The organism is Mesorhizobium sp. M7A.F.Ca.CA.002.15.2.1 (assembly GCF_003998715.1).
Classification (GTDB): domain Bacteria; phylum Pseudomonadota; class Alphaproteobacteria; order Rhizobiales; family Rhizobiaceae; genus Mesorhizobium; species Mesorhizobium ciceri.
Genome location: NZ_RZPI01000015.1, coordinates 1 through 23,627, shown reverse-complemented (window position 1 = coordinate 23,627; position 23,627 = coordinate 1). Strand labels below are relative to the sequence as shown.

26 protein-coding genes are annotated in these 23,627 nt (G+C 63.5%); 7 read left to right on the top strand and 19 right to left on the bottom strand.

The annotated features are described in order from the left end of the window. The 3 genes from ENZ74_RS02190 to ENZ74_RS02180 all read left to right on the top strand — a co-directional run. Window positions 1-486, top strand: a 486-nt coding sequence (locus ENZ74_RS02190) for a TOBE domain-containing protein (protein ID WP_127312653.1), incomplete at its 5' end; no start/stop codon positions are given. After that, on the top strand, window positions 479-1,336 hold the full coding sequence (locus tag ENZ74_RS02185; RefSeq protein WP_063167537.1) for a 2-aminoethylphosphonate ABC transporter permease subunit: 858 nt from the start codon (window positions 479-481) through the stop codon (window positions 1,334-1,336). The genes ENZ74_RS02190 and ENZ74_RS02185, both read left to right, overlap by 8 nt. Window positions 1,337-1,339: 3 nt before the next feature. Next, window positions 1,340-2,137 (top strand): ABC transporter permease subunit, encoded by a 798-nt coding sequence (locus tag ENZ74_RS02180; protein WP_013533032.1) that lies wholly within the window; start codon window positions 1,340-1,342, stop codon window positions 2,135-2,137. Between the two features lie 14 nt (window positions 2,138-2,151). On the opposite strand, the gene ENZ74_RS02175 is transcribed toward ENZ74_RS02180, so the two are convergent. The 8 genes from ENZ74_RS02175 to ENZ74_RS02140 all read right to left on the bottom strand — a co-directional run bounded on the left by ENZ74_RS02175 (window position 2,152) and on the right by ENZ74_RS02140 (window position 9,452). Beyond that, entirely contained in the window at window positions 2,152-2,607 is a 456-nt protein-coding gene (locus ENZ74_RS02175; RefSeq protein ID WP_063167538.1) for a MaoC/PaaZ C-terminal domain-containing protein, read from the bottom strand. After that, window positions 2,604-3,680 (bottom strand): Gfo/Idh/MocA family oxidoreductase, encoded by a 1,077-nt coding sequence (locus ENZ74_RS02170; protein WP_063167539.1) that lies wholly within the window; start codon window positions 3,678-3,680, stop codon window positions 2,604-2,606. The genes ENZ74_RS02175 and ENZ74_RS02170 overlap by 4 nt, the downstream gene beginning before the upstream one ends. After that, window positions 3,673-4,002, bottom strand: coding sequence for an L-rhamnose mutarotase (locus tag ENZ74_RS02165; protein WP_063167540.1), 330 nt, complete (start codon window positions 4,000-4,002; stop codon window positions 3,673-3,675). The genes ENZ74_RS02170 and ENZ74_RS02165 overlap by 8 nt, the downstream gene beginning before the upstream one ends. Window positions 4,003-4,011: 9 nt before the next feature. Next, complete coding sequence (locus ENZ74_RS02160; RefSeq protein ID WP_063167541.1) at window positions 4,012-5,124, bottom strand: mandelate racemase/muconate lactonizing enzyme family protein; 1,113 nt, start codon at window positions 5,122-5,124, stop codon at window positions 4,012-4,014. A gap of 5 nt (window positions 5,125-5,129) precedes the next feature. Then, window positions 5,130-6,227: a sn-glycerol-3-phosphate ABC transporter ATP-binding protein UgpC gene (ugpC, locus tag ENZ74_RS02155; protein WP_063167542.1), complete on the bottom strand. Its 1,098-nt coding sequence runs from the start codon at window positions 6,225-6,227 to the stop codon at window positions 5,130-5,132. Window positions 6,228-6,231: 4 nt separating this feature from the next. Next, the gene (locus tag ENZ74_RS02150) at window positions 6,232-7,098 is read right to left on the bottom strand and encodes a carbohydrate ABC transporter permease (RefSeq protein WP_013533026.1); all 867 of its coding nucleotides are present in this window, start codon (window positions 7,096-7,098) and stop codon (window positions 6,232-6,234) included. Between the two features lie 2 nt (window positions 7,099-7,100). Further along, entirely contained in the window at window positions 7,101-7,997 is an 897-nt protein-coding gene (locus ENZ74_RS02145; RefSeq protein ID WP_013533025.1) for a sugar ABC transporter permease, read from the bottom strand. 135 nt (window positions 7,998-8,132) lie between these two features. Next, window positions 8,133-9,452, bottom strand: coding sequence for a sugar ABC transporter substrate-binding protein (locus ENZ74_RS02140; protein WP_063167543.1), 1,320 nt, complete (start codon window positions 9,450-9,452; stop codon window positions 8,133-8,135). A 169-nt stretch (window positions 9,453-9,621) separates the two neighbouring features. Here ENZ74_RS02140 and ENZ74_RS02135 point away from each other — a divergent pair, with 169 nt between their 5' ends. Together ENZ74_RS02135 and ENZ74_RS02130 are read left to right on the top strand one after the other, a co-directional pair. Further along, a complete protein-coding gene (locus ENZ74_RS02135) occupies window positions 9,622-10,407 on the top strand; it encodes an IclR family transcriptional regulator (RefSeq protein ID WP_127312652.1) in 786 nt (261 codons plus the stop codon). 65 nt (window positions 10,408-10,472) lie between these two features. Further along, window positions 10,473-11,312: an amidohydrolase gene (locus ENZ74_RS02130; RefSeq protein ID WP_063167544.1), complete on the top strand. Its 840-nt coding sequence runs from the start codon at window positions 10,473-10,475 to the stop codon at window positions 11,310-11,312. Window positions 11,313-11,321: 9 nt separating this feature from the next. Here the strand turns inward: ENZ74_RS02130 and ENZ74_RS02125 are convergent, their stop codons facing one another. The 8 genes from ENZ74_RS02125 to ENZ74_RS02090 all read right to left on the bottom strand — a co-directional run bounded on the left by ENZ74_RS02125 (window position 11,322) and on the right by ENZ74_RS02090 (window position 18,889). Then, window positions 11,322-12,293 (bottom strand): ABC transporter permease, encoded by a 972-nt coding sequence (locus ENZ74_RS02125; RefSeq protein ID WP_013533021.1) that lies wholly within the window; start codon window positions 12,291-12,293, stop codon window positions 11,322-11,324. A 1-nt stretch (window position 12,294) separates the two neighbouring features. Further along, complete coding sequence (locus tag ENZ74_RS02120) at window positions 12,295-13,245, bottom strand: ABC transporter permease (protein WP_027163923.1); 951 nt, start codon at window positions 13,243-13,245, stop codon at window positions 12,295-12,297. Then, a complete protein-coding gene (locus ENZ74_RS02115) occupies window positions 13,242-14,000 on the bottom strand; it encodes an ATP-binding cassette domain-containing protein (RefSeq protein WP_063167545.1) in 759 nt (252 codons plus the stop codon). Before ENZ74_RS02115 ends, ENZ74_RS02120 begins: the two co-directional genes overlap by 4 nt. Continuing rightward, complete coding sequence (locus ENZ74_RS02110; protein ID WP_013533018.1) at window positions 13,993-14,730, bottom strand: ATP-binding cassette domain-containing protein; 738 nt, start codon at window positions 14,728-14,730, stop codon at window positions 13,993-13,995. Before ENZ74_RS02110 ends, ENZ74_RS02115 begins: the two co-directional genes overlap by 8 nt. A 66-nt stretch (window positions 14,731-14,796) precedes the next feature. After that, window positions 14,797-15,984, bottom strand: coding sequence for an ABC transporter substrate-binding protein (locus ENZ74_RS02105; protein WP_024502499.1), 1,188 nt, complete (start codon window positions 15,982-15,984; stop codon window positions 14,797-14,799). A 25-nt stretch (window positions 15,985-16,009) separates the two neighbouring features. Beyond that, window positions 16,010-17,179, bottom strand: a complete 1,170-nt coding sequence (locus tag ENZ74_RS02100) for an extracellular solute-binding protein (RefSeq protein ID WP_063167546.1) — start codon at window positions 17,177-17,179, stop codon at window positions 16,010-16,012. Then, entirely contained in the window at window positions 17,176-18,336 is a 1,161-nt protein-coding gene (locus tag ENZ74_RS02095; protein WP_063167547.1) for a CaiB/BaiF CoA-transferase family protein, read from the bottom strand. The genes ENZ74_RS02100 and ENZ74_RS02095 overlap by 4 nt, the downstream gene beginning before the upstream one ends. A 1-nt stretch (window position 18,337) precedes the next feature. Next, complete coding sequence (locus ENZ74_RS02090) at window positions 18,338-18,889, bottom strand: MaoC family dehydratase (RefSeq protein ID WP_013533014.1); 552 nt, start codon at window positions 18,887-18,889, stop codon at window positions 18,338-18,340. A 199-nt stretch (window positions 18,890-19,088) separates the two neighbouring features. On the opposite strand from ENZ74_RS02090, the gene ENZ74_RS02085 reads away from it, so the two are divergent. Beyond that, window positions 19,089-20,186, top strand: coding sequence for a lactonase family protein (locus tag ENZ74_RS02085; protein WP_063167548.1), 1,098 nt, complete (start codon window positions 19,089-19,091; stop codon window positions 20,184-20,186). A gap of 24 nt (window positions 20,187-20,210) precedes the next feature. Here the strand turns inward: ENZ74_RS02085 and ENZ74_RS02080 are convergent, their stop codons facing one another. The 3 genes from ENZ74_RS02080 to ENZ74_RS02070 form a co-directional block, all read right to left on the bottom strand. Further along, on the bottom strand, window positions 20,211-21,197 hold the full coding sequence (locus tag ENZ74_RS02080; protein WP_063167549.1) for a Tim44 domain-containing protein: 987 nt from the start codon (window positions 21,195-21,197) through the stop codon (window positions 20,211-20,213). Between the two features lie 73 nt (window positions 21,198-21,270). Then, a complete protein-coding gene (locus ENZ74_RS02075) occupies window positions 21,271-21,573 on the bottom strand; it encodes a zf-TFIIB domain-containing protein (protein ID WP_024502504.1) in 303 nt (100 codons plus the stop codon). Window positions 21,574-21,804: 231 nt separating this feature from the next. Then, the gene (locus ENZ74_RS02070; RefSeq protein WP_063167550.1) at window positions 21,805-22,794 is read right to left on the bottom strand and encodes a zinc-dependent alcohol dehydrogenase family protein; all 990 of its coding nucleotides are present in this window, start codon (window positions 22,792-22,794) and stop codon (window positions 21,805-21,807) included. Window positions 22,795-22,895: 101 nt separating this feature from the next. On the opposite strand from ENZ74_RS02070, the gene ENZ74_RS02065 reads away from it, so the two are divergent. Next, the coding region (locus ENZ74_RS02065; protein ID WP_164760938.1) for a LysR family transcriptional regulator at window positions 22,896-23,627 on the top strand (732 nt) is incomplete at its 3' end.

The following is a 23,627-nucleotide window of genomic DNA, read 5'->3' as shown; positions in this document are numbered from 1 at the left end:
CTGACGCTTGCCGAAAAGATCGCCATCATGCGCGACGGCAGGGTCTGTTCGCATGGACCGACGACCGAACTCTACCGCCGCCCGCCAAACCGTTTTACGGCCGAGTTCCTCGGCCGCGCCAATCTTCTTCCGGTAACGGTTGCCGAGGCCGTCGGGTCGAAGGGATTTGCCACGGCAAGGCATGGTGACGCGCTGCTGACCGGCGCCGGCCGCAACGAGAAGGCCGGCGACAAGAGCCTGCTCTGTATCAGGCCGCAGCATCTCAGCCTGACCGCCGACAGCGACCATACCAACCGCATCGTGGGCACGCTCCAGGAAGTGCACTGGCAGGGCGAACTGACCCATCTCGTGCTCGACGTCGACGGCACGCCGGTGCGTGTCTCGGCGACCAGGCTGCCGATCGCCTTGCCCGAACCCGGCGCCAAGGTGCCGCTGTTCTTCGCGCCCGCCGACACCTCGCTTCTCCCGGAAGACGCCGGTGTCTGAGGCGGTCGCCATCCCTGCGCCGGCGATGAAGCTCTCGTCGGGTAAATTGTGGATAGTGCCACCGGCGGCCCTGCTGGCGCTGCTGTTCTTCTATCCGTTGGCACTGATTGCCCGCCAGGCCTTCCTCGACGACAGTGGCGTCGCCAATGTCGCCGAAGTCATCCGCGTGCTGCATTCGCGCTTCTTCCTCAACGCGCTGATCAACACGGTGTCGATCTCGGTCGCGGCGACGGCCGGATGTCTGGTCGTCGGCCTCGTGCTGGCGCTGATTCTGGCCTTCGTGCCGTTCCCCGGCAGCGGCTTCATCGCCCGGCTGATCGATACCTTCATCGCGCTGCCGACATTCCTGGTGACGCTTGCCTTCACCTTCCTCTATGGCTCCGCCGGCATGCTCAATGCCGGGCTGATGGAGACCTTTTCGCTGCCGCTGCCGCCCGTCGATTTCCTCTATTCCGCGTGGGGTGTGATCCTGGCCGAGGTCACTGTCTACACACCCTTCATCCTGCGGCCGCTGCTCGCCGCCTTTTCGCTGGTCGACCGTGGCCAGATCGAAGCGGCGAGCGTGCTCGGCGCGCGGCCGTTTCGCATCGTTCGCCAGGTGATCCTGCCGGCGGCAATCCCGGCACTCATCGCCGGCGGCAGCCTCTGCCTGTTGTTGACTGTCAACGAATTCGGCATCGTGCTGTTCATCGGCGCCAAGGGCGTCATCACCCTGCCGCTGCTGATCTATGGCAAGGCGATCCAGGAATCGGCCTATCAGGTCGCCTGTATCATCGCCGTCGTCAACATCGCGCTGTCGCTCGGCCTGTTTGGCCTCTACCGTTTCGCCGCCGGCCGGTTGGGAGCCTAGCCCATGCTGGTCTGGTCACGCTCCGGTCGTCTTGTCCTGTGGGTGCTCTTCGCACTGATCTTCGGCGTGCTGTTCCTGGCGCCGCTCGCGGTCATCCTCCTGTCCAGCCTCGCCGACCAGTGGAACGGCGTGCTGCCCAACGGCCTGACGACGGAGCACTACACCGATGTCATTTCCGGTGCCGCCGGCAGAGCGGTCAAGGCCAGCCTGGTCACCGGCTTCCTGGCCAGCGCGCTGGCGCTGGTCAGCGGCACCTGGGCGGCCCTGTCGCTGCGCCTCCAGGGCCATGCCTTGCGGCGGCTGCTCGGCCTTTTGTTCTTCATCCCAAGCGCGGTCCCTTCGGTGTCTGTCGGCCTTGGCCTGCTGGTTGCCTTCAGCCATCCGCCGCTGCTGCTCAACGGCACGATCGCGATCGTCATGATCGCGCATTTCGTGCTGATCTCGGCTTTCACCTTCGGCAATGTCTCGGCTGGACTGGCGCGGCTTTCGCCCGACTTCGAGCAGGTGGCATCGAGCCTCGGCGCTCGCCCGGCCTACCGGCTTTGGCACGTCACACTGCCCTTGCTCGCACCCTATCTGGTTGCCGCCTTCGGTCTCAGTTTCGCGCTGTCGATGGGGGAACTCGGCGCCACCGTCATGGTCTACCCGCCGGGTTGGGTGACGCTGCCGGTCTCGATCTTCAGCCTTACCGATCGCGGCGACATCTTTGCCGGTGCGGCACTGACAATGATCCTGGTCGTGGCGACGCTGGTTCTCTTGCTCGGGCTGGAGCGCATTACCAAGCGCGCTACCGGCTCGTAGGACTTTCCCGAGTCTCAGCCCTGCGCCGGCCTGCGTTCGACGATGTAGATGTGGTCTGCCGCCAGCACCACGTCGCCGCGCTGGTTGATCACCTCGCACCGCTCGATCACCCGTCCTGAACCCGGCCGCTTGGGATCGTCTTCCTTGACCGCGATGGTGGTGCGCGTGCGGATTGTGTCGCCGATGAACACCGGCTTGATGAAGCGCAGCCGGTCGTAGCCGTAGGAAAAGGCGACAGGGTTAACGACGCTCGCGGTCAGCCCGATGCCGACGGAGAACACCAGCGTGCCATGCGCGATGCGCTGGCCGAATGGCGTCGTCTTCATGTACTCGGCGTCCATGTGGTGCGGAAAGAAATCGCCGGTGTGGCCGGCATGGACGATGAAGTCGGTCTCGGTGATGGTGCGGCCGCTTGTTAGGCGCGACGCGCCAATCTCGTAATCCTCGAAATACTTGATCTGTTCCATCAGGGTCTTTCCGCGATCGGCGTCGCCGGTGCCGCGCTCGACTGGTAGGCGGCCTCGACCAGCGCCATCGTGCTCCAGGCATCTTCGACGGGGCTTATCAGCGTATCATCTTCTCCGGTCGCAAAGCGCTGGACATTGGCCATGCGGCCGACGAAGGCATCGGGAAACCACTCGCCGGCCAAGGGCACGGCGATCCAGCCCGTTCCGCCCTTCGGACAGATCTCCAATACATCCGGTTCGCCTGTGGGATAATCGAGGTTGAGACCCAGCTTGAGATAGGCGGCACCCTCTGTGCCGCAGATGCGGAACTCGCAGGCCTGATGCCGGCGACCGAATTTGTGGTCGTGGTTGATCGACAGCGCGCAACGCACGGTGTCGCCATAGTCGAGAATGGCGCTGGTGCGCGTCTGCGCCACCTTATGGTTGGGATGGCCGAGCGTCTTGGCGTGCACGCCTCTGGGGTCGCCGAGCAACTGCCGGATCAGGTCGAGATAGTGGATCGAATGCATGGCGATCTCGACGCGCGGCGCCTTGAGCAGGAATTCCCAAAGCTCCCATGGTGTCGCCAGCGCCAGCCAGGCGTCGAAGTCGACGATCTCGCCGAGCCAGCCCTTGCCGATGGCATCCTTCAGCGCCAGCATCATTGGCGCGAAACGCAATTGGAAGTTCACCGCCGCGTGCAGCCTCCTGGCGCGGCAGATTTCGAGGATCGCGGTCGCCTCGGCAAGATTGCTGCCCATCGGCTTCTGGATCAGCGCCACCGCGCCGTCAGGCAAGGACTTCAGCACATCGGCATGATGCGACGGCGGGGTGGCAAGGTCGAAGATCGCGCCCTCGACAGCAGTCGCTTCTTCGACCGAGCCAAAGGCCGTCACGCCCCATTGGCTGGCCAGCTTTTCAGCCCTGACATGATCAGGATCATAAAGCCCGGCAACCGGAAAGCCGGCCTTCCGGTAGGCTGGGAAATGCGCGTCGCCGACGATCGATCCCGCGCCGAAGGTGACGATCGGCCGGGGTCTTGAGGGTTTTGGCCAGGATTGAACGAGCAAGGCAGGGTCGAAGCCGCCTTCAGTCATGATGGAAGACCTCATCCATCTCGGCCCACCACTCGCCCTCCTTGCGGGTCGCCAGCGGCTCCTGGCAGGGCATGCAGACGGCCCACCATTCCTGCGTCTTCGGGTCGGCCGCCATCTTGGCCATGTCGGCGGCATAGTCGGTGCCGTGGTATTCAAAATAGGAAAACAGCAGGTTCTCCGGCCGCTTCAGGTAGATCGAATAGTTCTTGATGTTGCAGGCCGAGATCATGGTCAGCACGCCGGGCCAGACGGCGGCATGGAGCCGAACATACTCATCGACCTTTTCCGGCTTCAGTCCGAGAATCATCCCCATCCGCTGCATATCAGTCTCCTATTTCGTGATCGCCGTGGTGAATTCGGCGATGCTCATGGCCTTGACCGCGTCCCAGTCCCAATCGATGCCGATGCCCGGTTCGTCGGGCGCCAGCGCCTGGCCATCTTCGATGCGCATGCGCTTGCCGGTCAACTGGTCGAGCTGCGGAATGTACTCGACATATCGGCCGTTCTGAACAGCGCAGGTCAGGCTGACATGCAGTTCCATCAGGAAATGCGGGCAGACCGGAATGTCGAAGGCCTCTGCCGCGTGCGCAATCTTGAGCCAGGGCGTGATGCCGCCGATACGGCCGACATCGACCTGCACGATCGAGCAGGCGCCTTTCTGCATGTACTCGCGAAAATGGCGGAGGGAGTAGAGCGACTCGCCGATGGCGATCGGCGTCGGCGTCGAGTTCGACAACCGCACATGCCCGTCGATGTCGTCGGCCGGCAGCGGTTCCTCGATCCAGGCGAGGTCGAGCTCACGCAGCCTCGCAGCGCGCCGGATCGCTTCGTCGACCGAAAACCCCTGATTGGCGTCGGTCATGATCTCGTAGCCGTCGCCGACCGCCTTGCGCACCGCCGACAGGCGGGCAAGATCCTCCGACCCGTGCGGCCTGCCGATCTTGACTTTCGAGCCGCGAAATCCCTTCGCCTTGGCGGCCAGCGCATCGTCGACCAGCGCCTGCGTCTCGATGTGCAGCCAACCGCCTTCGGTGGTGTAAAGCGGACAACGATCCTTGGCGCCGCCGGCCAGTTTCCACAAAGGCAGGTTTTGCTTCTTGGCCCGCAGATCCCAGAGTGCTGTATCGATGGCGGCGATCGCGATGGCGGTGATGGCACCGATGGTCGTGGCATGGGTGGCGAATTCGAGATCGTGCCAGATCGCCTCGATCATGTCGGGATCGCGGCCGATCAGGCGCGGCACCAGATGGTCCGAGAGCAGCCGCATCACCGACGAACCGCCGGTGCCGATCGTGTAGCTGTAACCGGTGCCGACCGCACCGTCGGAATCGGTGATCGTGACGATCGGCGTTTCCTGACTGACGAAGCTCTGGATCGCGTCGGTGCGCTTGACCTTGGGCACAAGGTCCACCATGCAAAGGTCGACTTTCTCGATTCTGGCCATGCCGATCAGCTCCGCAGTGTCTTTCCGGTCTCAGTGGCAAACAGATGCGCCTGCGACATGTCGAGGCTCATGGCGACCCGCTCGCCCGGCCGCAGTGGCCTCGGGTTCAGCATGCGCGACACCCAGTCCGTGCCGTTGAATTCAACGAACACCAGCGTCTCGTTGCCGAGCGGTTCGGTGACCGTGATCGGCAGCTCGATCTGGTGGACATCGGCCGCGCCACCGGAACTGATGCCATGGCCGGTCGGGTAGATGTCGTCCGGCCGCAGCCCGAACACCACCTTGTCGCCGGTCGTGACATTGGCCTTGAACTGAGCGGGCAGCGGCAGCCTTTCGCCGCTGGCGAAAACCATCTGGCCGTCATCGATCGTCGCCTCGTGCAGATTCATCGGCGGTGAGCCAATGAAGCCGGCGACGAAGCGCGTCGCGGGCCGCCGGAACACCTCGTCGGGCGTGCCGACCTGTTCGATATGACCGTCGCGCATGATGACGATGCGATCGGCAAGCGTCATCGCCTCGACCTGGTCGTGGGTGACGTAGATCACTGTCGACTGCACCTTGGCATGCAGCTTCTTGATCTCGGTGCGCATCTGCGTGCGCAATTTGGCGTCGAGATTGGAAAGCGGTTCGTCGAACAGAAACACATCGGGGTCGCGCACGATGGCGCGGCCCATCGCGACGCGCTGGCGCTGACCGCCGGACAGTTGCGACGGGCGGCGGTCGAGCAACGTGTCGAGGCCGAGGATGGCCGAGGCCTCGGCGACGCGGCGGTCCATGTCTTCTTTGGCGGCGCCGGCGATCTTCAGGGAGAAGCCGAGATTCTCGCGCACCGTCATGTGCGGATAGAGCGCATAGGATTGGAACACCATCGAGATGTTGCGCGAGCGTGGCGGCAAATCGTTGACGATGCGTCCGCCGATCTCGATCGAGCCGGCGCTGATTTCCTCCAGCCCGGCGATCATGCGCAGCGTCGTCGACTTGCCGCAGCCGGACGGGCCGACCAGCGCAATGAACTCGCGGTCGGCAATGTCGAGATCGATGCCGTGCACGATCCCAATAGTGCCGTAGCGCTTGGTCAGCTTGGTGAGGGTAACGGTTGCCATGGGATCAGCCTTTCACCGCGCCGGAGGTCAGGCCGCCGACAAGGTGTTTCTGGACTATGTAGGTGAGGGTGAGCGCCGGGATGATCATCACCACGGCCAGCGCGCACATGCCGCGCCAATCGATGGTGAACTCGGCCGTGTAGTCGAGCAGGCCGACCGGCAGCGTCTTGGCGCTCACCGAGCGGGTCAGCTGCGAGGCCAGCGCGAACTCGTTCCAGCAGGTCAGGAAGGCGAAGATCGCGGCCGACGCAATGCCCGGTCCGGCGAGCGGAAACTCGACCTGCCAGAACGCCTGCCAGCGGGTGCAGCCATCGATCTGCGCTGCTTCCGCGAGGTCCTTGGGCACCTGGCGGAAGAAGCCGTCGATCAGCCAGATGGTGAACGGCACGTTGAGCGCGACATAGGCGAGGATCAGCCCGAAATGGGTGTCGATGATGCCGAGCCGCACATAGAGGAAGAACAGCGGCAGCGAGAGCGCGATGCCCGGCACGGTGCGCGTCAGCATCAGGCCGAGGAAGACGCTCGATTTACCGCGAAAACGATAGCGGGCGAACGCATAGCCGCCTGCCATGCCGATGGCCACCGCAATCACCGTCGAGGTCACCGAGATGATCAGCGAGTTGCGGAAATATTCAATCACCGGGATGCCGCCCTTGCCGATGCCTGAGAACATCGCGACATAGGCGTCGAACGAAATCTCCTGTGGGATCCACACCGGTGGCTTTGCCATGATCTCGACCGTCGGCCGCAGCGACGACAGCACGATCCACAGGCCCGGCAGGCAGATGGTCAGCATCGCCAGGAACAGGCCGATGCGATAGATGATGCCGAGCAGCCGGCGCTTCAGGCGGGCGGAAGAATTCTCGTCCATCTTCACCACTCCGCACCGATCTGCGTGCGCGCCGCGGCGAGCTTGTTGAAGAAGTAGACGGTGAAGGCGATCGACAGCAGGATCGAAAAATAGGCCATGGCGTTGGCCATGCCCATGCGCCCGTCGCTGTAGGCGGTGCGGGCCACCAAGGTCCATAGCAGTTCGGTGCGGCCAGCCGGTCCGCCATCGGTCATGATCTTGACGATGTCATAGGCGCGCGCCACGTCGAGCGAACGGATGGTCATGGCGATGTAGGCGAAGGGCATGACGAATGGCCACGTCACATAGCGGAATGTCTGCCACGGCGTGCAGCCGTCGACCCGCGCCGCCTCGATCGGCTCCTTGGGCATGGCGAGCAGGCCGGCGAGGATCAGGATGGCGAAGATCGCCGTCGACGACCAGATCTCGGCGATCGAGATGGCGATGAAGGCGAGATGGCCCTCGATCAGCCACGGTATGGCGTCTCGCGTGATGCCGAGCGACTGCAGCGCATTGTTCACCAGGCCGATATTGTCGTTGAACATGAACTTGAATTGGAAGCCGACCAGGATCGGCGAGAACATCATCGGAAACATCATCAGCGTGCGCAGGATGCGCTGGCCGCGCGTCGCCTTCTCGACCAGCATGGCGAGGCCGAGCCCGAGCAGCATTTCGAGATTGAGCGCGATGGTCAGCAGCAGAACCGTGCGGCCGAAGGCCCACCAGAAGTCGGTGTTGGACAGGATCGAAAGATAGTTCCGGATGCCGATGAAGACGTAGAACGTTTCGGGCCGCGTCAGGCGGAACGGGGTGAAGCTCGAATAGAGCGACAGAAGCAGCGGCACCACCACCACCGCCGCCAGCACGATCATGGCCGGAAGCAGCAGCAGGAATGGCGCGGATGGCTTGAAGCCCTTCATCAGAATCCTTGAGTGTTTGTATTTGGACGGCGGTGCGTTGGCTGGGCGCGAAGGGTTAGCGTAAACCGCTGGCATCCCGCGCAACGCGATCGCCTCCCCCATTGCTGATGGGGGAGGCAGCCCTGGGAGCCGTTGCTAGAGCTTGCCGGCGTCCTGGAGGATTTGTGTCGCCTTGGCGGCGGCTTCATCCAGTGCCTGCTTCGAGGTCTTGTCGCCGAGGATCGCCGCCTGCAGCTCGGGATAGACGGCGTTCGAGATCTCGATCCATTCAGGCGTCTGCGGCACGGCGAAGGCGTGCTTGGCCTCTTCCTGGAAAGCGGTAAGAACCTCCTTCTTGTAAGGATCGTTTTCGGCCTGCTTCAGGTCCCAGTCCCAGACCGCGGTGCGGGTCGGCAGCGGACCGGCGGCGGCCTCGAGCTTCTGGCTGTCCTCGTTGGTCAGCCACCAAACCAGGGAAGCCGCGGCCTCCTTGTTCGGGCAGTTCTCGGTCACCGAGAAGCCATGGAAGCCGGACCAGCCGGTGCGCTTGCCGGACGAACCCTTCGGCGCGACTTTGACGCCGACATTGCCGGCGACCTTCGACGACTTCGGATCGTTGAAGAAGCCGGCCCAGCCCGGCCAATCCAGGTTGATGGCGACAGTGCCGGACGCAAAGCCTTGGCCGAGATCGTCCCAGAGATAGTTGGTGGTGCCGGCCGGCACGGCCTTGGCCTTGTAGAGGTTGACGAACCAGTCGAGCGCCCGGATGCCGGCCTCGGAGTTGAAGACCGGCTTGCCGTCCTTGTCGAGATATTCGCCGCCCTCGGCGACGACCATCTCGTAGAAGCGGCCGTTGATCGCCTCTTCCTTGCCGGCGAACTGGGTGCCGTAGAAATTGGGCGGGTTGGCGAAGAACTCGGCCTGGTCGGTGACTTCCTTCCAGGTGTCCGGCGGCACCAGATCATAGCCGTATTTCGCCTTGAACTTGGTCTTGTTGTCGGCGTTCTCGTACAGGCTCTTCTGGTAGTAGAGCGCCGAAACGTCGAACTGCGCGCGCGGCAGCATCTCCAGCTTGCCGTCGATGGTAGCCGACTTGATGGTCGACGGCACGAAGGCGTCGATCTCTTCCTTCGGCAGCAACTTGCTGAGGTCGGTGTAGAGGCCGGTATATTGCGGCGCGAAGGAGGAATGGTTCCAGCCGACGCACCAGTTGGTGCTGCCCGAGGCGATGTCGGACTTGAGCTCCTTGTCGATATCGAAGCCGTTCTTCTTGGTCAGGATGTTGACCTTGGCGCCAGTCGCCTTCTCCCATTCCGGGATCCGTTCGTAGAGCTTTTCATATTGCTGGCCGCCGATCAGCTTCACGTCGACGGTCACGCCTTCGAACTTGCCGGGCAGGTCGCCGGCAAGGGCTGCGCCTGCACCAAATGCAAGCAACAATGCACCGGCGGAGACGCCGGAAAGCAGTCTGTTCATTGGTATCCTCCCTGGGTGCGCCTTGGCCGGCGACCGCAACTCGTCTGATGACAAGAAGTGCTACATTCATATACAAACAAAACATTCATAGACACGTCAAGGCGAAATTTGTTTCCGCCGCGCACGTTCCTGCGTATATGACGGGCGAAATTCACTGGAGGATGAGCCCATGGACGACAGCGAAGACGAGCGCTATCGCGCACCGGCGCTCGACAAGGGGCTCGATATCCTTGAACTGCTGGCGGGCGTCGACGGTGGCCTGACCCAGGCCGAAATCGCCAAGAAACTCGACCGCAGTCCCAACGAATTCTATCGCATGCTGGACCGGCTGGTGCGGCGTGGCTCCGTCACGCGCCTCGACGGCGACCGCTATTCGCTGACGCTCAAGCTGTTCGGCCTGGCACAGCTGCACGCGCCGGTACGGCGGCTGGTCTCCTATGCGACGCCGCTGATGCGTGAGCTTGCCGAGACATCGCAGCAGGCCAACCAACTCGTTGTTTTTGATCGTGGTTCTGCCGTCGTCATCGGTCAGCAGGAAGCACCGAACTACTGGGGCATATCGATCCGGGTCGGCTCCCATATCAGTCTATTCGATACTGGCTCGGGACATGTGCTGCTCGCCTTCCGCTCACCGGAAGAGCGCCAGATGATGATTTCCGAACACGTCCGCAGCACCGACAAGACGGCACAATCGAGCGAGTTCTTCACCCGTCTCGACCAGATCCGCGACCGTGGCTACGAGATGATGGCTTCGATGCAGACAGCCGGCGTCTTCAACCTGTCGGCCCCGGTGCGCAGTTCCGACGGCAAGGCGATCGCCGCGCTGTCGATTCCCTACATCACGGTGGTCAACGCGCCTTCCGCACCCGATATCACCAGGACAATCGAACTGTTGCTGGCAACGTGTGAAAAGCTGTCGCACCTTGCTGGATCAGCAGTCGGCTCATCGGTGTGAATTCTTATTTGAATGAAGAATTCTCTCGTGAGATGATTTGAAAAGCCAGAGGGAGGAGCCTCGCCATGATCATCGACACCCATCTTCACCTCATCGATCGCTCGGCCCTGCGCTATCCCTGGCTCGCCGGCGTGCCGGCGCTCAACCGCGATTTCTCTTATGAAGACTACGCGACGGAGGCGCAGCGTGTCGGCGTCGAGCGCGTGCTGCATATGGAGGTCGATGTCGATCCGGCCGACATCGAAGCCGAGACGGCTCGTGTGGAAGGACTGTCACGGCAGCCCGGCAGCATGCTGGCCGGGGTGATCGCGTCCTGCCGTCCTGAGGAAGGAGACTTCGCGGCCTATCTCGAACGGCAGCGGGCAAACCCGTTCGTAAAGGGCTTTCGCCGCGTCCTTCATGTCGCGCCCGACGAGCTCTCGGAAGGTGCGGTGTTCCGCGACAGCATCAAGCGGCTTGGCGGCACCGGCCTGACCTTCGATCTCGTCGTGCTGCCGCACCAGATTCCCAAGGCTATCGTGCTTGCCGACCTGGCACCCGATGTGACGTTCGTCCTCGACCATTGCGGCGTGCCCGACATCAAGGGCAACAGGGAACATCCATGGCGCGAGCATATGAGCGAGATCGCCCGGCGCCCGAATGTCATGGCCAAGATTTCCGGTGTCGTCGCCTATGCCGATGCCGGCAGCTGGACGGTCGAGACGTTGCGGCCGTACGTCGAGCACACCATCAATTCATTCGGCTGGGACCGCGTCGTCTGGGGCAGCGACTGGCCGGTCTGCACGCTAGGCGGCGGCCTGTCGACCTGGGTGGCGGCGACCCATGCATTGCTCTCGGGCTGCAGCATTGCCGAGCGCGACAGGCTGTTGTCCGGCAATGCCCGCAAGCTGTGGCGGCTCGACTGACAGGTCCTTTCAGATGGTTGCCGAGACGTGCCGTTCGCGGCCATAGAGCGAAACCAGCAGCACGATGACGAAGCCGAGCGCGGCCTGCACTGCCGCGGGCTGGAAGCCGAGGCCGATGAGCAGCGTGTTGATCTCGGTCAGCACCAGCACGCCGGCGATCGTGCCGAGATAGCTGCCCCGGCCGCCGACCAGTGCTGCGCCGCCGACGACGACCGCTGCGATGGTCTGGAACAGATAGGGCTGGCCGACATCGCCATAGGCCGAGCCGGTGAAGCCGAGCAGCAGCACGCCCGCGACAGCGGCGAAGAAGGCGCTTGCTGCATAGGTGATGACCCACATGCGAACCGGGTCGATCAGCGCCAGCGGCGCCGCTCCCGGATTGCTGCCCAACGCATAGAGCCGGCGGCCATAGGGCGTCCGCTCCAGCACCAGCACGACCAGCGCCGCCAGCACGACCAGGCTCGGCACCAGCCACGGCACCGGCAGCGGGCCGGCCGATCCGCCGATCGAGACGAAGCTGGAAACCGCTTGTGGCGCGGAGCCTGACGGGAAGCCGGCTGTCCACAGCAGCACCAGCCCTTGCACGACCATGCCGATGCCGAGCGTGACGATGAGCGGCTGGATGTCGAGGCTGCGCGAGATCAGCCCGTTCAGCCCGCCGATGACGAGCGCCAGCGCGCCGACCAGGCCGCAGACGAGAAAAAAGTTCCAGCCATCGCCATAAAGCTGCGCAGCCACGACATTGGCAAAGCCGATGACGAAGGGGATCGAAAGGTCAATGCCGCCCATGATGACGACCAGCGTCTGGCCAATCGAGGCCACGGCGAGCAGCGAGGCGAGCACCAGCATGGCCCGTATCGCAAACGGCGCCGAGTAGCCGGGAATGAGAATTGTGCCGGCAAGGTGCAGAAGGGCGGCGACGCAGAAGGCGCCGACGACACGGGCGTTGGTTGTCGCGAAGAGGTTTTGGCGCAAAACCATGTCAGCGTCTCCCCATGGCAAGACGTTCCTGCAGCGCTGTCAGCATCACCGCCAGCACCAGGATCGCGCCGTAGGCGATCTGCAGCACGAAGGTCGAGACGTTGAACGTCGTCAGCACGCTCTGCAGCAGGAAGATGTCGATGGCGCCGATGGCGGCACCCGCCACGCCACCACGGCCGCCGGCCAGGCTGACGCCGCCGAGCGCTACGGCGGCGATGGCGATCAGCGTGTAGGTCGGCCCTATGTTGGGGTCGGCGGAGCCGATCAGCGCGGTCAGCATCAGCCCGGCGCATCCGCCGAGGATGCCGGTCATGACATAGGCGATGAAGCGCACGCGCGTGACATCGACACCGGCGGTGTAGGCGGCGCGGTCGTCGCTGCCGACCGCCATAAGCTGGTCGTAGTATGGTGTGCGCCGCACCAGCCACCAGGCAATGAACATCAGTGCCAGCGGCAGCATCGACAGCGGGCCGGACAGCGCCTTAAGCCAGGCCGGCGCTGGGCCGATCGGCGCCGGCAGGATTGTCAGCGTCACGCCGGTCAGGATCAGATAGGTGCCGAGCGTGGCGACGATCGGCTGAATGCGCACGATTGTCGCCAGGAAGCCGTTCGCCGCGCCCACCAGCGCGCCGACGAGCAACGCCGCCGGAACGAGCACCAAGGGCGACGAGATGCCGGTGCCGAGGAACAGCACCTGGATCGTCAAAGCGTTGACAAAGCCCATCAATGGCCCAACCGAGATGTCGATTCCGCCACGCCCGGCGAGGATGACAGGCGTGGAGGCGATGGCAGCACCGATCAAGGGCGCCGCCAATCCGACCAGCGCCCCCCAGGAACCCGGCTGGAATCGTCCCGGGCTGAGGATGAGATTGACCGCAAGCAGCACGACCAGCAGCACGACGGCGAAGCCGAAATTTCGCCCAAGGGACAGGAGGCGCGCAACAGGGCTCATGCCGCACGTCCGAACATGGCTGATATCACGCCGTCGGTGGTGAGGGCGTTGCCGGCGATCTCGGCCGCGACTTCATTCTCACGGAACACCAGCACGCGCTGGCACAGGAGAAGAATCTCCTCGATTTCGCTGGACAGGATGACGAGCCCCATGCCGTCGGCCGCCAGCCCGCGAAACACGTCGTAGAGAACATGCCGCGTCGCCACGTCGACGCCACGCGTCGGATCGTTGAGGAGCAGGATCGCGGGCTCCAGCGCCAAGGCCCGCGCCAGCAGCACCTTCTGCTGGTTGCCGCCCGACAAAGTGGTGATCGTGGCATCGGGCCGGGGTGCGGCGATTGACAGTTTTTCGCGGTAGATGTCGTAGCGCGCCTTGCGCGCCGCCGGGCTGATCAGGCCGAGCCGTGTGTCGCGCGACAGAGTCGAAACGGCGAAGTTGTCGAGCACCGACTGCGTCGGGAAAATGCCGTTGGCGCGTCGGTCGCGCGGCAAATAGGCGATGCCGCTGGCGACAGCCTTGCGAAACCCGGTGATCTTACGGGACGCATCCGATGCACCGAGCTCGATCGAGCCGCCATGCGGCGGTTCCAGGCCAGCAAGCATCTTGAGAAACAGCTCCTGGCCATGACCATCGAGGCCGGCAAGCCCGACGATCTCACCCGGAGCGATTGCCTGCGTGATCGGGCTGGCGCCGGGCGCGATGACGAGTTCGCGAACGGCAAGACCACCAAAATCGAGAGCGGTGCGATCAGCCATGCGCAAGCTCCGCGGCGGTACGTGGCGCCATTGTCTTGAGAAGCTCAGCCGGCGTCGAAGCGCCGCGCTCTTCGGTGCGCACCACGCTGCCGCCCCGCAGGATCGAGATGCGATCCGAAAGCGACATCACCTCGTCCATGCGGTGGGTGATGAACAGGATCAGGCAGCCCTCGCCGGCAAGCGCACGCATCAACGAAAAAACGGATTCGCGATCGGCGAAGTCGAGCGCGGCGGTGACCTCGTCGAGGATCAGGATCTTTGGGTTGCGCACGATCGCGCGAGCAAGGACGACCAATTGCTGCGCGGCGAGCGGCAGCAGGCCGGCTGGCATGTCGAGAGGGACGTCGGTGACCGCGAAGCGCTTAAGCGCAGCTTTCGCCCGGTCACGGCGCTCGTTGCGGGGCACAGCGCGCCGGACCAGCCCGTCGAGGCCGAGCAGGATGTTGTCGGTCACGCTGCGATCCGGCGCGATCAGCACCTCCTGGAACACCGTGGCGAAGCCTTGCGCCTGGAAGGCCGAGGGGTTGGCGCCCGAGAACGGCTTGCCGTGCAGGAGGATCGCGCCGCTGTCCGGCTGGACGATGCCGGACAACAGCTTGACCATCGTGCTCTTGCCCGAACCGTTCTCGCCCAGGATGGTGTGGATGGTTCCCGCCCGAAACGCGATCGATGCGTCCGCGAGCGCGATCGTCTCGCCATAGCGTTTGGATATGGTTTTGACTTCAAGCATGTCGCATTTCGATGCTGGCAGGCCGGCTCCCCGAAAGGAGCCGGCCTGTTGAGAGATTAGCAGGCGTCACTTTGCACAGGCATCGGGCACCTTCGAATAGTCCCAGCCCTTGGTTGGCGCCGGGTTCGAGAAATAGGCGTCGAGCCATTCCTCCGGCATCGGATCTTTCGGCGGGATCGGGAAGATAGACACGGCGTCCGTCGTCATGCAGTCCTTGTACCAGGCACCGAGATCGGCGGTGTGGACAGGCGGGATCGGGATCAGCAGCGTGTTCAGCTTCGGCTTCTGCCCGTCGAGCATGCGCTCGCCGACGCGGAACAGCGTCTGCGCGGTCCAATGCGGCAGCACCGCATGGCCTTCGAAGCGGTACTTGTCGGGGTTGGCCTTCCAGTAGCCCAGCGCATCGCCGGTGATCGAGCCGGTGATCAATGGTGCGGGCCGGCCGGCTTCTGCGAAGGCTTCGGCGACGACGCGGCTTTCGCTGCCTGTCGTCCACACTGCATCGATCGGCGCCGGGTTGGTGGCGATCGCCTGCAGCACCACGGTCTTGGTGACGTTGGCTGTCCAGTTGCCATTGACATTGCGCGAGATCTTCAGCTTCGGATTTTCAGTCAGCGCCTTGTCCGCGCCCTGGCGCTCCTGCACCACGATCGGGTGTCCGGCGATGCCTTCGACCAGAAGGATGCTGGCGCCGTCCGGCTGCGCCTTGCCGATCGCCGCCATCATGTCGTAGCCCCAGCGCGCATAGTTGGAATCGACATTGATGGCGTTCGGGCTGGTCACCGAACCGGCAGCGGTGATGAACGGAATGCCGGCTTTGGCGGCAGCGTCGATCGCATCATCGAGTGCCGTCGCCGAGCCCGGGATCGAGGTGATGATCGAGCACTTCTTGTCGATGAAGGCGCGGATCTGGTTGATCTGCTGGCTGGCGTCATTGTTGGAATCAGACACCTCGAAGCTGGACACCGTTCCGTCGGCGATCAGCCCGTCGACGAGACGCTTCAATTCCTTGGTCACCGTGACCCGCCACGGATTGCCCTGGTAGGATTCCGAGTGGCACCATTTCCACGGTTTCGGCGGCGCTGTGAAATTGTCCCAGGCCGAAGGCAGCACCTTCTGCGGCGCGCCGTCATATTGCGCCTTGAGTTCGGTCGGCAGCCCGCCGATGACGCCTTGCACATCCTGCGCAAAGGCGGTCGTTGCAAGCGAGGCAAGCGCGGTTGCGGCCAGCAGGCCGCGGATCATTCCTGTCATCTCGTTCTCCTCCGTTCGGTTTGGTTCAGGCTCCTCCACCGGCAGCGCCGGACACCTGCACCGGGGAACTCTCCCGAAACAGGCGATTGAGATCGGCAACAACCTGTCGGGCTTGATGCCGGGAGGTCATGCCGGAAAGGATGCGTTCGGATGCTGCTTGCTGGAAAGTCATGTAGCCGTCGTGGCGCGGCCGCACCCATGCACCCTCCAGCGTCGCGCGCGTATCCCGATAGAAGTCGCCGGTCGCTTCATTGACAGCCTGGTCCTCCCAGGCCGCTGCATGGCCGGGCTGGCCGCCGGCGGCGGCATAGGCGCCACGCTGGACATCGCCGCTCGCGACCCAATAGGCGAAGTCGATCGCGGCATCCCTGGCTTTGGAAAAGGCTGATACGGCTATGCCGGTGCCGCCAAGCGCCGAACCGACCGGGCCGCCGGAACCGATGACCGGAACATCGGCAAAGGCCAGCCGGTTCGCCCGAAAGCCAGCCGTCGCATAGGAAACGTAACCATAGATCAGTGGCGCGCAGACGAACCTGGAACCGGCCTCCGCCATACGTTCGGAGACGGCAATCGGGTCCATCTCGAAACACGCGGGATCGACCAGCGCTGCGATCTCGCGCATTGCCTCGAAGACTTGGCTACCGATCTCCACATCGATCAGATCGTCGGATGGATCGGTCGTGCAGGCATGCCCGAGATTCCCGGCAAGCGTGTAGAACACCATCAACACGTGAGGCGGCCGCAGCGGCAGCAGCACGCGGCCTTGCCGGGCGAGATCGAGCACCTCGCTCCAGCGCGCCGGTGGCGCACCGATCGCATCCGGACGCCATGCCTGGACCTGCGTTGCCGCATCGATCGGGAAAGCCCATTGCCGTCCTTGCCAGTTGTAGCTCGGATAGGACTGGCCGATGCTGCCCGAGGCAAGGGCCGTGCGTTCCGCCTCGCGTCCGGCGACATCCAGCGGCTCCAGGCAGCCTTCGGCCGTGATCTGGCCGACATGCGGATGGTCGATGACGATGAGGTCATAGGCGCGCGCCAGTTCTTCGACCGGGAAGGATTCGAAGTCCTGCAGCGAGCGCTTGTCCCATTCGATGGCAATACCGGTCTTCTGCTGCCACAGCGCCGAGCAGGCGACCATCGGATCATAGCCACGCGGATGGCTCCAGGTCATGCCTTTGAGCTTGGGCGAACTCACAGGCCGAACTCCGCGCGGATGGCGGCACTGTGCTCGCCGATGCGGGGCGCCGCCCGATCGGCCTTGGCTCTTATGCCATCGACCCGGAGCGGCGAACTGGTGGTGAGGATCGAGACATCGTCCTCGCGCGTCACAGTCTGCAGCATGCCGAGGGAATGGAACCCTTCGCTCGCCAGCATCTCCGGCCAGGTCAGCACTTTGGCGCACCAGATGTCGGCCGGCTCGAGGATATCAAGCCACTCGTCGATCGTCTTGGTGGCGATCCGCTGTGCGATGATCGCCTTGATGTCGTCACGCGCGGTGAACCACGACGCAGGCTTGTCGCGATAGGGTGCGAGTTCGCTGAGCGACAGGAGATCGGCCAGCTTGGGAATCGGCGTCATGGCGATGGCGAGGTATCCGTCCTTGGCCGGGTAAACACCGTAAGGCGCCGACAGATAGGCATGCGCGCTGCGGAAGCTGGAGCGCCTGGGCAGCCGGCGGCCGTCATTGAGATGCGTCGTCAGCACCTCGAACTGGAAATCGACCAGCGCTTCCAGGAGACTGGTTTCGATATGGCTGCCCTGGCCGGTGATGCCGCGCCGCACGAGTGCGGCCAGAATGCCCTGCGCGCAGGCGGCACCGGCCAGCATGTCGCCGATGGCAAGACCGAACGGCACCGGCCCTTGGTCCTCATCGCCGTTCAGCCACATCACGCCGGAGCGCGCCTGCGCCAGCAGGTCTTGGCCGGGTCTCTTGACCCATGGTCCGTCTTCGCCATAGCCGCTGATCGAGGCATAGACCAGCCGCGGATTGATCTTGCGGACCGCCTCATAGTCCAAGCCGAGCCGCTCGATGACGCCCGGCCGGAAATTCTGGATCAGCACATCGGCCTTGGCCAGAAGGCCGCGCAACGCCTCGAGATCGGTCTCGTTCTTGAGGTCGATGGCAAGACTTTCCTTGGCCCGGTTGATGGCATGGAAGATGGTGGAATCGCCGCCGATCTCGGTGTCGCTGAGATAGAGCCGGCGCGACAGGTCGCCGCCATCCGGACGCTCGATCTTGATGACGCGGGCGCCGAGATCGAGCAGCCTGAGTGAGCAATAGGGCCCGGACAGGAACTGGCTCATGTCGACGACGACGAGACCGGCGAGCGGCAATTCGGCTGCTGCCGGCATGCTATTTCTCCGTCTTGCCGACGAAGTCGGCCGGGTTGCGGTACTTCACCGTCTGCAGATGCTCGCAATAGAGAACCAACTCGCCTTCGCCCTTGAACACCTCATAGCTGGCGCGGATCAGCCCCATTTCCTTGTAGCGGGGCTTCTTGTCGAGGTTGGAGCGGATCGAATAGATCGTGTCGCCAATGAAGACGGGTTTTATGAAGCGGAGCTTGTCGTAGCCATAGGAGAAGGCATTGACGCAGTTGGTGGCGACCAGCCCCAGGCCAGCCGAAAAGACAAAGGCGCCGGCGATCAGCCGCTTGCCGAAAATGCCTTCGTTCTCGGCAAACATCTGGTCCTGCACATAGGGGTGGATGTCGAGCACCAGCGTGTTGAACAAATGGCTGTCGCCTTCGGCCATTGTGCGCCGCAACGAGCGGATCTTCTGGCCGACGGGCCAGTCCTCGTAGAACCAGTTTTCGGCATTCCACACCGGCAGCGCGGCGTGATCTCCGGGCATGTTCTTGGGATGCGTCGAGGCGACGCCGACGGTAGGTGCGAAATCGTTCATGGTCGGCACCGCCAGACCTGCATGGGGCACGTCACAGCTGTCGGAAAACGCATCAAGGCGTCGAAATACAAGACGTCTCCTCCCGTCAATCTTCTTTTGTAAATAGTATTTTCACATATGGGGTTGCGTTGCAAGCGTGAACAGGCGAAATTTTGGCTGCTCCCGCGCGCCAAAGCGCAGGCGGGTAGGGGAGGAAATCATGCGCGAGAATTGTCTGGTCTTTGTCGGCAGCCTGAACCGCGAGGCGCCGTATTTTCAGGGCGCTCGGGGCGTCGGCCTCAGCGTCTACAGCTTTGACGAGACGACGCTGGAAACACGAAAACTGGCCGAGACCAACGACGTCGACAATCCGACCTTCCTCTCGGTGACACCGGACGGCTCGCGGATCTACGCCAACTCGGAAGTGTTCACCTGGCGCGAGGGCACCGTCTCAGCTTACAGCTTCGATCGAGCTTCGGGGACGCTCATTTATCTGAACAAGCAACCGTCGCTCGGCAGCATAGCCGCCCACAACACCATCACCCGCGACGGGACAAAACTGCTGGTCGCCAATTACGGCATGGGCGAGGGCGGCCCGGATCGCGCGGTGGCTGTCTATGGCTTCGAAGAGAACGGCGCCTTGTCGGCGCCGCTCGCCAGCGTTTCGCATGAGGGCAGCGGCCCGAATGTGGCGCGGCAGGAACGCTCGCATGCGCACAGCGTCACCGAAACCATCGGCGGGGGAACAGCCATCGTCGCCGACCTCGGCATCGACCGGCTGGTGTCTTACCGGATCGAGCGCGAGGGCAATCTGGCCAAGCTAACCGAATCCGCTTTGCCATCCGGCGCCGGTCCACGCCACCTCGCACTGCATCCGAACGGACGCTTCGTCTTCGTCATGAACGAACTGGATTCGACCATCGTGTCGATGGCGCTGGACGAAGCCACCGGCAAGCTCTCGATCATCGACGCAAAGCCGGCGGTGCCGGCCGAGGCACGCGACAGCAACCACTGCGCCGATATCCAGATCTCACCGGATGGCCGTTTTGTCTACGGCTCCAACCGCGGCCATGACAGCGTCGTCATCATGGCGGTCGACCAGCAGACAGGGTCGCTCAGCCTCGTCAGCTATATCCCTTGCGGCGGCGCGACCCCGCGTAACCTGGCGCTGACGCCGTCAGGCGGCCATCTGTTTTCCGCCAACCAGAATGGCGACCGCATTTCGATCTTCGCCCGCGACGCCGACAGCGGCATACTGACCGACACCGGGCGCGCCATCGAGATCGGCACGCCGATGTGCGTCAAGATCGTGCGCTGAACGCCCACAAAAATCGCCCGAGGCTCAAGCCTGTTGTATTGCCGAGAGCTTCCAGTTCGATCCATTCTCACGCACGAAAGTCCACAGCTCGGTCGTCTCTGTCGGATGATCATCGTCGCCCGCGACGATTTTGCCGCTGGCCCGTTCGCGCGTCACGTCACGAGATTCGTAGCGCAAGGCGGCTGTGGCGTAGTCGCGCTCATCCTCGCGCCAGCTTTCCGCGATGTCGGCCTGCAGCAAGGTGATATCAGTCACCTCGTTCCTGAGACCTTTCTGGGCATTGTCGGCCAACTCTTCCGAAAGATAGGATACCATTTCGGGTGTAACCGCCCGGCGCAGAGCGGCATGGTCTTCGCGCCCGAATGCTTCCTGGACATCGGTCAGCAGCTGCTGGAATGCGTCGAGATCCGTCTGGGCCAGCGTGATCTCCTCGGAGGCGGCGGCCGGAGAGCCTCCACCTGAACCGCCGCTGAAACCGGGAATTGTGAAGGAGCCTGCAGTCTGCTGCCCTGCCGTTGAGCGGTTCTCAAATCGCGAAGCCTGGGCATTGCCGGCACCTGCGAGCGCCGGCGCGGGGCCGCGCGCGGATTGCGAGCGGAAGAACCTGATGGCCAGCATGATCGCGCCACCGATCAGCAAGGCCTGAAGCAGGAAACCGAACATGCCGGCCAGGCCGCCGAAGCCCTGACCCAAAAGCAGGCCGAACAGGCCGCCGAGCAACAGGCCGCGCATCATCGTTCCACCGAAACCGCTCATGAAGCCGGGCCTCTGCAGGCCGGCCTGCGGCTGCCGGGCCGCGTTGTTCACACCGGTGTTGGGCGTCATCGACCGCTCGACCGGAGCGGTCGGTGCTGGGGCCGTCCTGGTCGGCGGTGCCGATTGGAACGTACGCATGCCACGACTGCCGAAACTGCCGCCACGACGGGCCTCGGCATGGTCCATCGCAACCATGGAGAATGCAAGGAACAGTCCTGCAAAGAGGGCTGCAAATCGGCTGGTGCGGGAAATCATCGGAGATGAACCTTTGTCGATGTGGTTTCGGAAGTTTCAGCAAGTGCCGGCCTGGATGTCGGGCATCATGCGGTCAGTCGAACAACTCTTCGAAGAATGATTTCTTCCGCTTTGGATAGCGGTGACCGTGCGAGCGGGAATAATCGTCATCGCGGCTCTGGCCATGTTGTGGCTGGGAGAATGCTGCCGGCTGTGGCTGCGGCGCGGGCGCCGCTTCCCTGCCGGAACGCTCGATGATCTTGTCGAGTTCTCCTCGATCAAGCCAGACGCCGCGGCACTGCGGACAGTAGTCGATTTCGATACCCTGGCGTTCGCTCATCACGAGCGCGACGCGGCAGGAGGGGCAAACCATACCGAGGAGGGAAGTAGATGTCATACGGGGCTCCAAACCGAAAGGAATGAGCCCGCTTGACCGAAAGAATGGAAACGGGCCCGTTAAAGCGGTCCGACATCACAATCGCCAAAAGCGACAGTCAGAGGGGCCCGGCCCGCACCGAACAGTTAGGGATGCAAAGCCGCGGCTTCAAGGTCGATATTGCCCTGCAAGAATGATTTGTTCGCCAGCGTTGCTCAGGCAGTCACCACGATTCAAATCGTCACCACGATCTCAGATCGTCACTACGATCTTGCCGAACTGCTCGTTCGACTCCAGGTAGCGGTGCGCCTCGACGATTTGGTCGAACGCGAAGGTCCTGTCGATGATCGGCCTCAGCGTTCCGTGCTCCAGACCTTCGACGATAAACGCCTTGGCGGCCTCGAGTTTCACAGGGTTGCCGGTGATCTCGTGGACGAGGTAGCCGCGCAGTGTCAGCGTCTTGCTCAGCACCGCTGGCAGCGGGAATGGCGTCGGCTCGCGGCTGAGACCGCCATATTCGATGAGGATGCCGCCACGCGACATGGCCGCTGTGAGTGGCTCGAAGATCGGGCCGCCGATCGCATCGAACACGACGCGCACGCCTTCAGGCCCTGCGATCTCATTCAGCCGTGCCGCCAAATCCTCCTCGGCCAAGGTGACGACTTCAGCCGCGCCGGCATCGAGCAGGGCCTGCCTCTTCGCCGATGTCCGCGTCACCGCAATCGCTGTTGCACCGACCCTGTTGGCGATCTGGATTGCCGCAAGCCCGACGCTGCTCGAGGCTGCGGTGATCACCACGTGGTCTCCGCTGTGCAGCCCGGCGATATCGATCAGCGCGCCATAGGCGGTGAGATACTGCATCCAGACGGCCGCTGCCGTCTGCCAGTCGAGCGACGGCGGATGCTTGACGACAAGTCCGGCGGGGTAGGTGGCAAACTCGCCATAGGCCGGCCAGCGGATCATCGATTGCGGCGGGATGACACTGACGCTGTCGCCCGGCGCGAAATCCTTCACGCCGACACCAATAGCCTCGATGACGCCCGCTGCCTCGAGGCCAAGCCCCGAGGGGAGCGTCGGCGTCTCGATATAGGAAGCCGCGCGCAGCAGCGCTTCGGCGCGATTGAGGCCGAGTGCCTTGACCCGGATTTGAACTTCGCCCGAACCCGGTGGGGAAAGCGCGACATCCTCGATGCGCAGAACCTCGGGGCCACCATGCTGGTGAAAGCGAACTACGCGTGTCATTCGGATACTCCAAATCATCTGAACCGAATGAGCTATGCAGCCGGTCTTGCCAGGGATAAATGGCTGTAAGAGAAGAACAGTAGAAACCAGGAGTTCTGAATATGGATCGGCTTGAGAGCATGGCCGTGTTCGTCAAGGCGGTCGATCTCGGCTCGTTCGCGGCCGCGGCGGTCGCGCTTGATCTCTCCGGACCGATGGTCGGCAAGCATGTCCGGTTTCTTGAGGAGCGGCTGGGCGTGCGGCTGCTCAACCGGACCACGCGACGGCAGAGCCTGACCGACTTCGGCCGCGCTTACTATGAACGCTGTCGGGTGGTGCTCGCCGAGGCCGAAGCCGCCGATGCGCTCGCCGCCGAACAGTTTTCGGAGCCACGTGGAAAACTGCGGGTCACCATGCCGGCGCATTTCGGGCGCCATTGCGTGACCCCCGTGTTGCTGAAGCTGGCCCATCAATATCCGATGCTGGAACTCGACCTGTCGCTCACCGACCGCTTGGCGGATCTTGCCGAGGACGGCTACGATCTCGCAATCCGCACCGGCACTCTTGACGACAAGGTGGGGGTGATTGCGCGTCGCGTCGCGCGTCAGGGCATGGTCGTCTGCGCGGCACCCTCTTATCTCAGAATTCATGGCGAGCCGCAGCGGATCGAGGATCTCGCCGACCATCAGGCGATTGTCTACCGCCGGCTCGGCCAGGTCGTTCACCCGTGGTTGTTTGTGCGCGAGGGGCAACCCACGCTCGAGATCACGCCAACCGGACGGCTGCGGCTCGACGATCTCGATGCCATCGCTGACGCGGCCGCCGACGGCATGGGGCTGGCCTGGCTGCCCTGG

Coding starts and splice junctions, on each gene's coding strand:
- ENZ74_RS02180 (WP_013533032.1), top strand. CDS start 1,340: ATGCTGGTCTGGTCACGCTCCGGTCGTCTTGTCCTGTGGGTGCTCTTC.
- ENZ74_RS02170 (WP_063167539.1), bottom strand. CDS start 3,680: ATGACTGAAGGCGGCTTCGACCCTGCCTTGCTCGTTCAATCCTGGCCA.
- ENZ74_RS02165 (WP_063167540.1), bottom strand. CDS start 4,002: ATGCAGCGGATGGGGATGATTCTCGGACTGAAGCCGGAAAAGGTCGAT.
- ENZ74_RS02160 (WP_063167541.1), bottom strand. CDS start 5,124: ATGGCCAGAATCGAGAAAGTCGACCTTTGCATGGTGGACCTTGTGCCC.
- ugpC (WP_063167542.1), bottom strand. CDS start 6,227: ATGGCAACCGTTACCCTCACCAAGCTGACCAAGCGCTACGGCACTATT.
- ENZ74_RS02150 (WP_013533026.1), bottom strand. CDS start 7,098: ATGGACGAGAATTCTTCCGCCCGCCTGAAGCGCCGGCTGCTCGGCATC.
- ENZ74_RS02145 (WP_013533025.1), bottom strand. CDS start 7,997: ATGAAGGGCTTCAAGCCATCCGCGCCATTCCTGCTGCTGCTTCCGGCC.
- ENZ74_RS02140 (WP_063167543.1), bottom strand. CDS start 9,452: ATGAACAGACTGCTTTCCGGCGTCTCCGCCGGTGCATTGTTGCTTGCA.
- ENZ74_RS02135 (WP_127312652.1), top strand. CDS start 9,622: ATGGACGACAGCGAAGACGAGCGCTATCGCGCACCGGCGCTCGACAAG.
- ENZ74_RS02130 (WP_063167544.1), top strand. CDS start 10,473: ATGATCATCGACACCCATCTTCACCTCATCGATCGCTCGGCCCTGCGC.
- ENZ74_RS02125 (WP_013533021.1), bottom strand. CDS start 12,293: ATGGTTTTGCGCCAAAACCTCTTCGCGACAACCAACGCCCGTGTCGTC.
- ENZ74_RS02120 (WP_027163923.1), bottom strand. CDS start 13,245: ATGAGCCCTGTTGCGCGCCTCCTGTCCCTTGGGCGAAATTTCGGCTTC.
- ENZ74_RS02115 (WP_063167545.1), bottom strand. CDS start 14,000: ATGGCTGATCGCACCGCTCTCGATTTTGGTGGTCTTGCCGTTCGCGAA.
- ENZ74_RS02110 (WP_013533018.1), bottom strand. CDS start 14,730: ATGCTTGAAGTCAAAACCATATCCAAACGCTATGGCGAGACGATCGCG.
- ENZ74_RS02105 (WP_024502499.1), bottom strand. CDS start 15,984: ATGACAGGAATGATCCGCGGCCTGCTGGCCGCAACCGCGCTTGCCTCG.
- ENZ74_RS02095 (WP_063167547.1), bottom strand. CDS start 18,336: ATGCCGGCAGCAGCCGAATTGCCGCTCGCCGGTCTCGTCGTCGTCGAC.
- ENZ74_RS02090 (WP_013533014.1), bottom strand. CDS start 18,889: ATGAACGATTTCGCACCTACCGTCGGCGTCGCCTCGACGCATCCCAAG.
- ENZ74_RS02085 (WP_063167548.1), top strand. CDS start 19,089: ATGCGCGAGAATTGTCTGGTCTTTGTCGGCAGCCTGAACCGCGAGGCG.
- ENZ74_RS02080 (WP_063167549.1), bottom strand. CDS start 21,197: ATGATTTCCCGCACCAGCCGATTTGCAGCCCTCTTTGCAGGACTGTTC.
- ENZ74_RS02075 (WP_024502504.1), bottom strand. CDS start 21,573: ATGACATCTACTTCCCTCCTCGGTATGGTTTGCCCCTCCTGCCGCGTC.
- ENZ74_RS02070 (WP_063167550.1), bottom strand. CDS start 22,794: ATGACACGCGTAGTTCGCTTTCACCAGCATGGTGGCCCCGAGGTTCTG.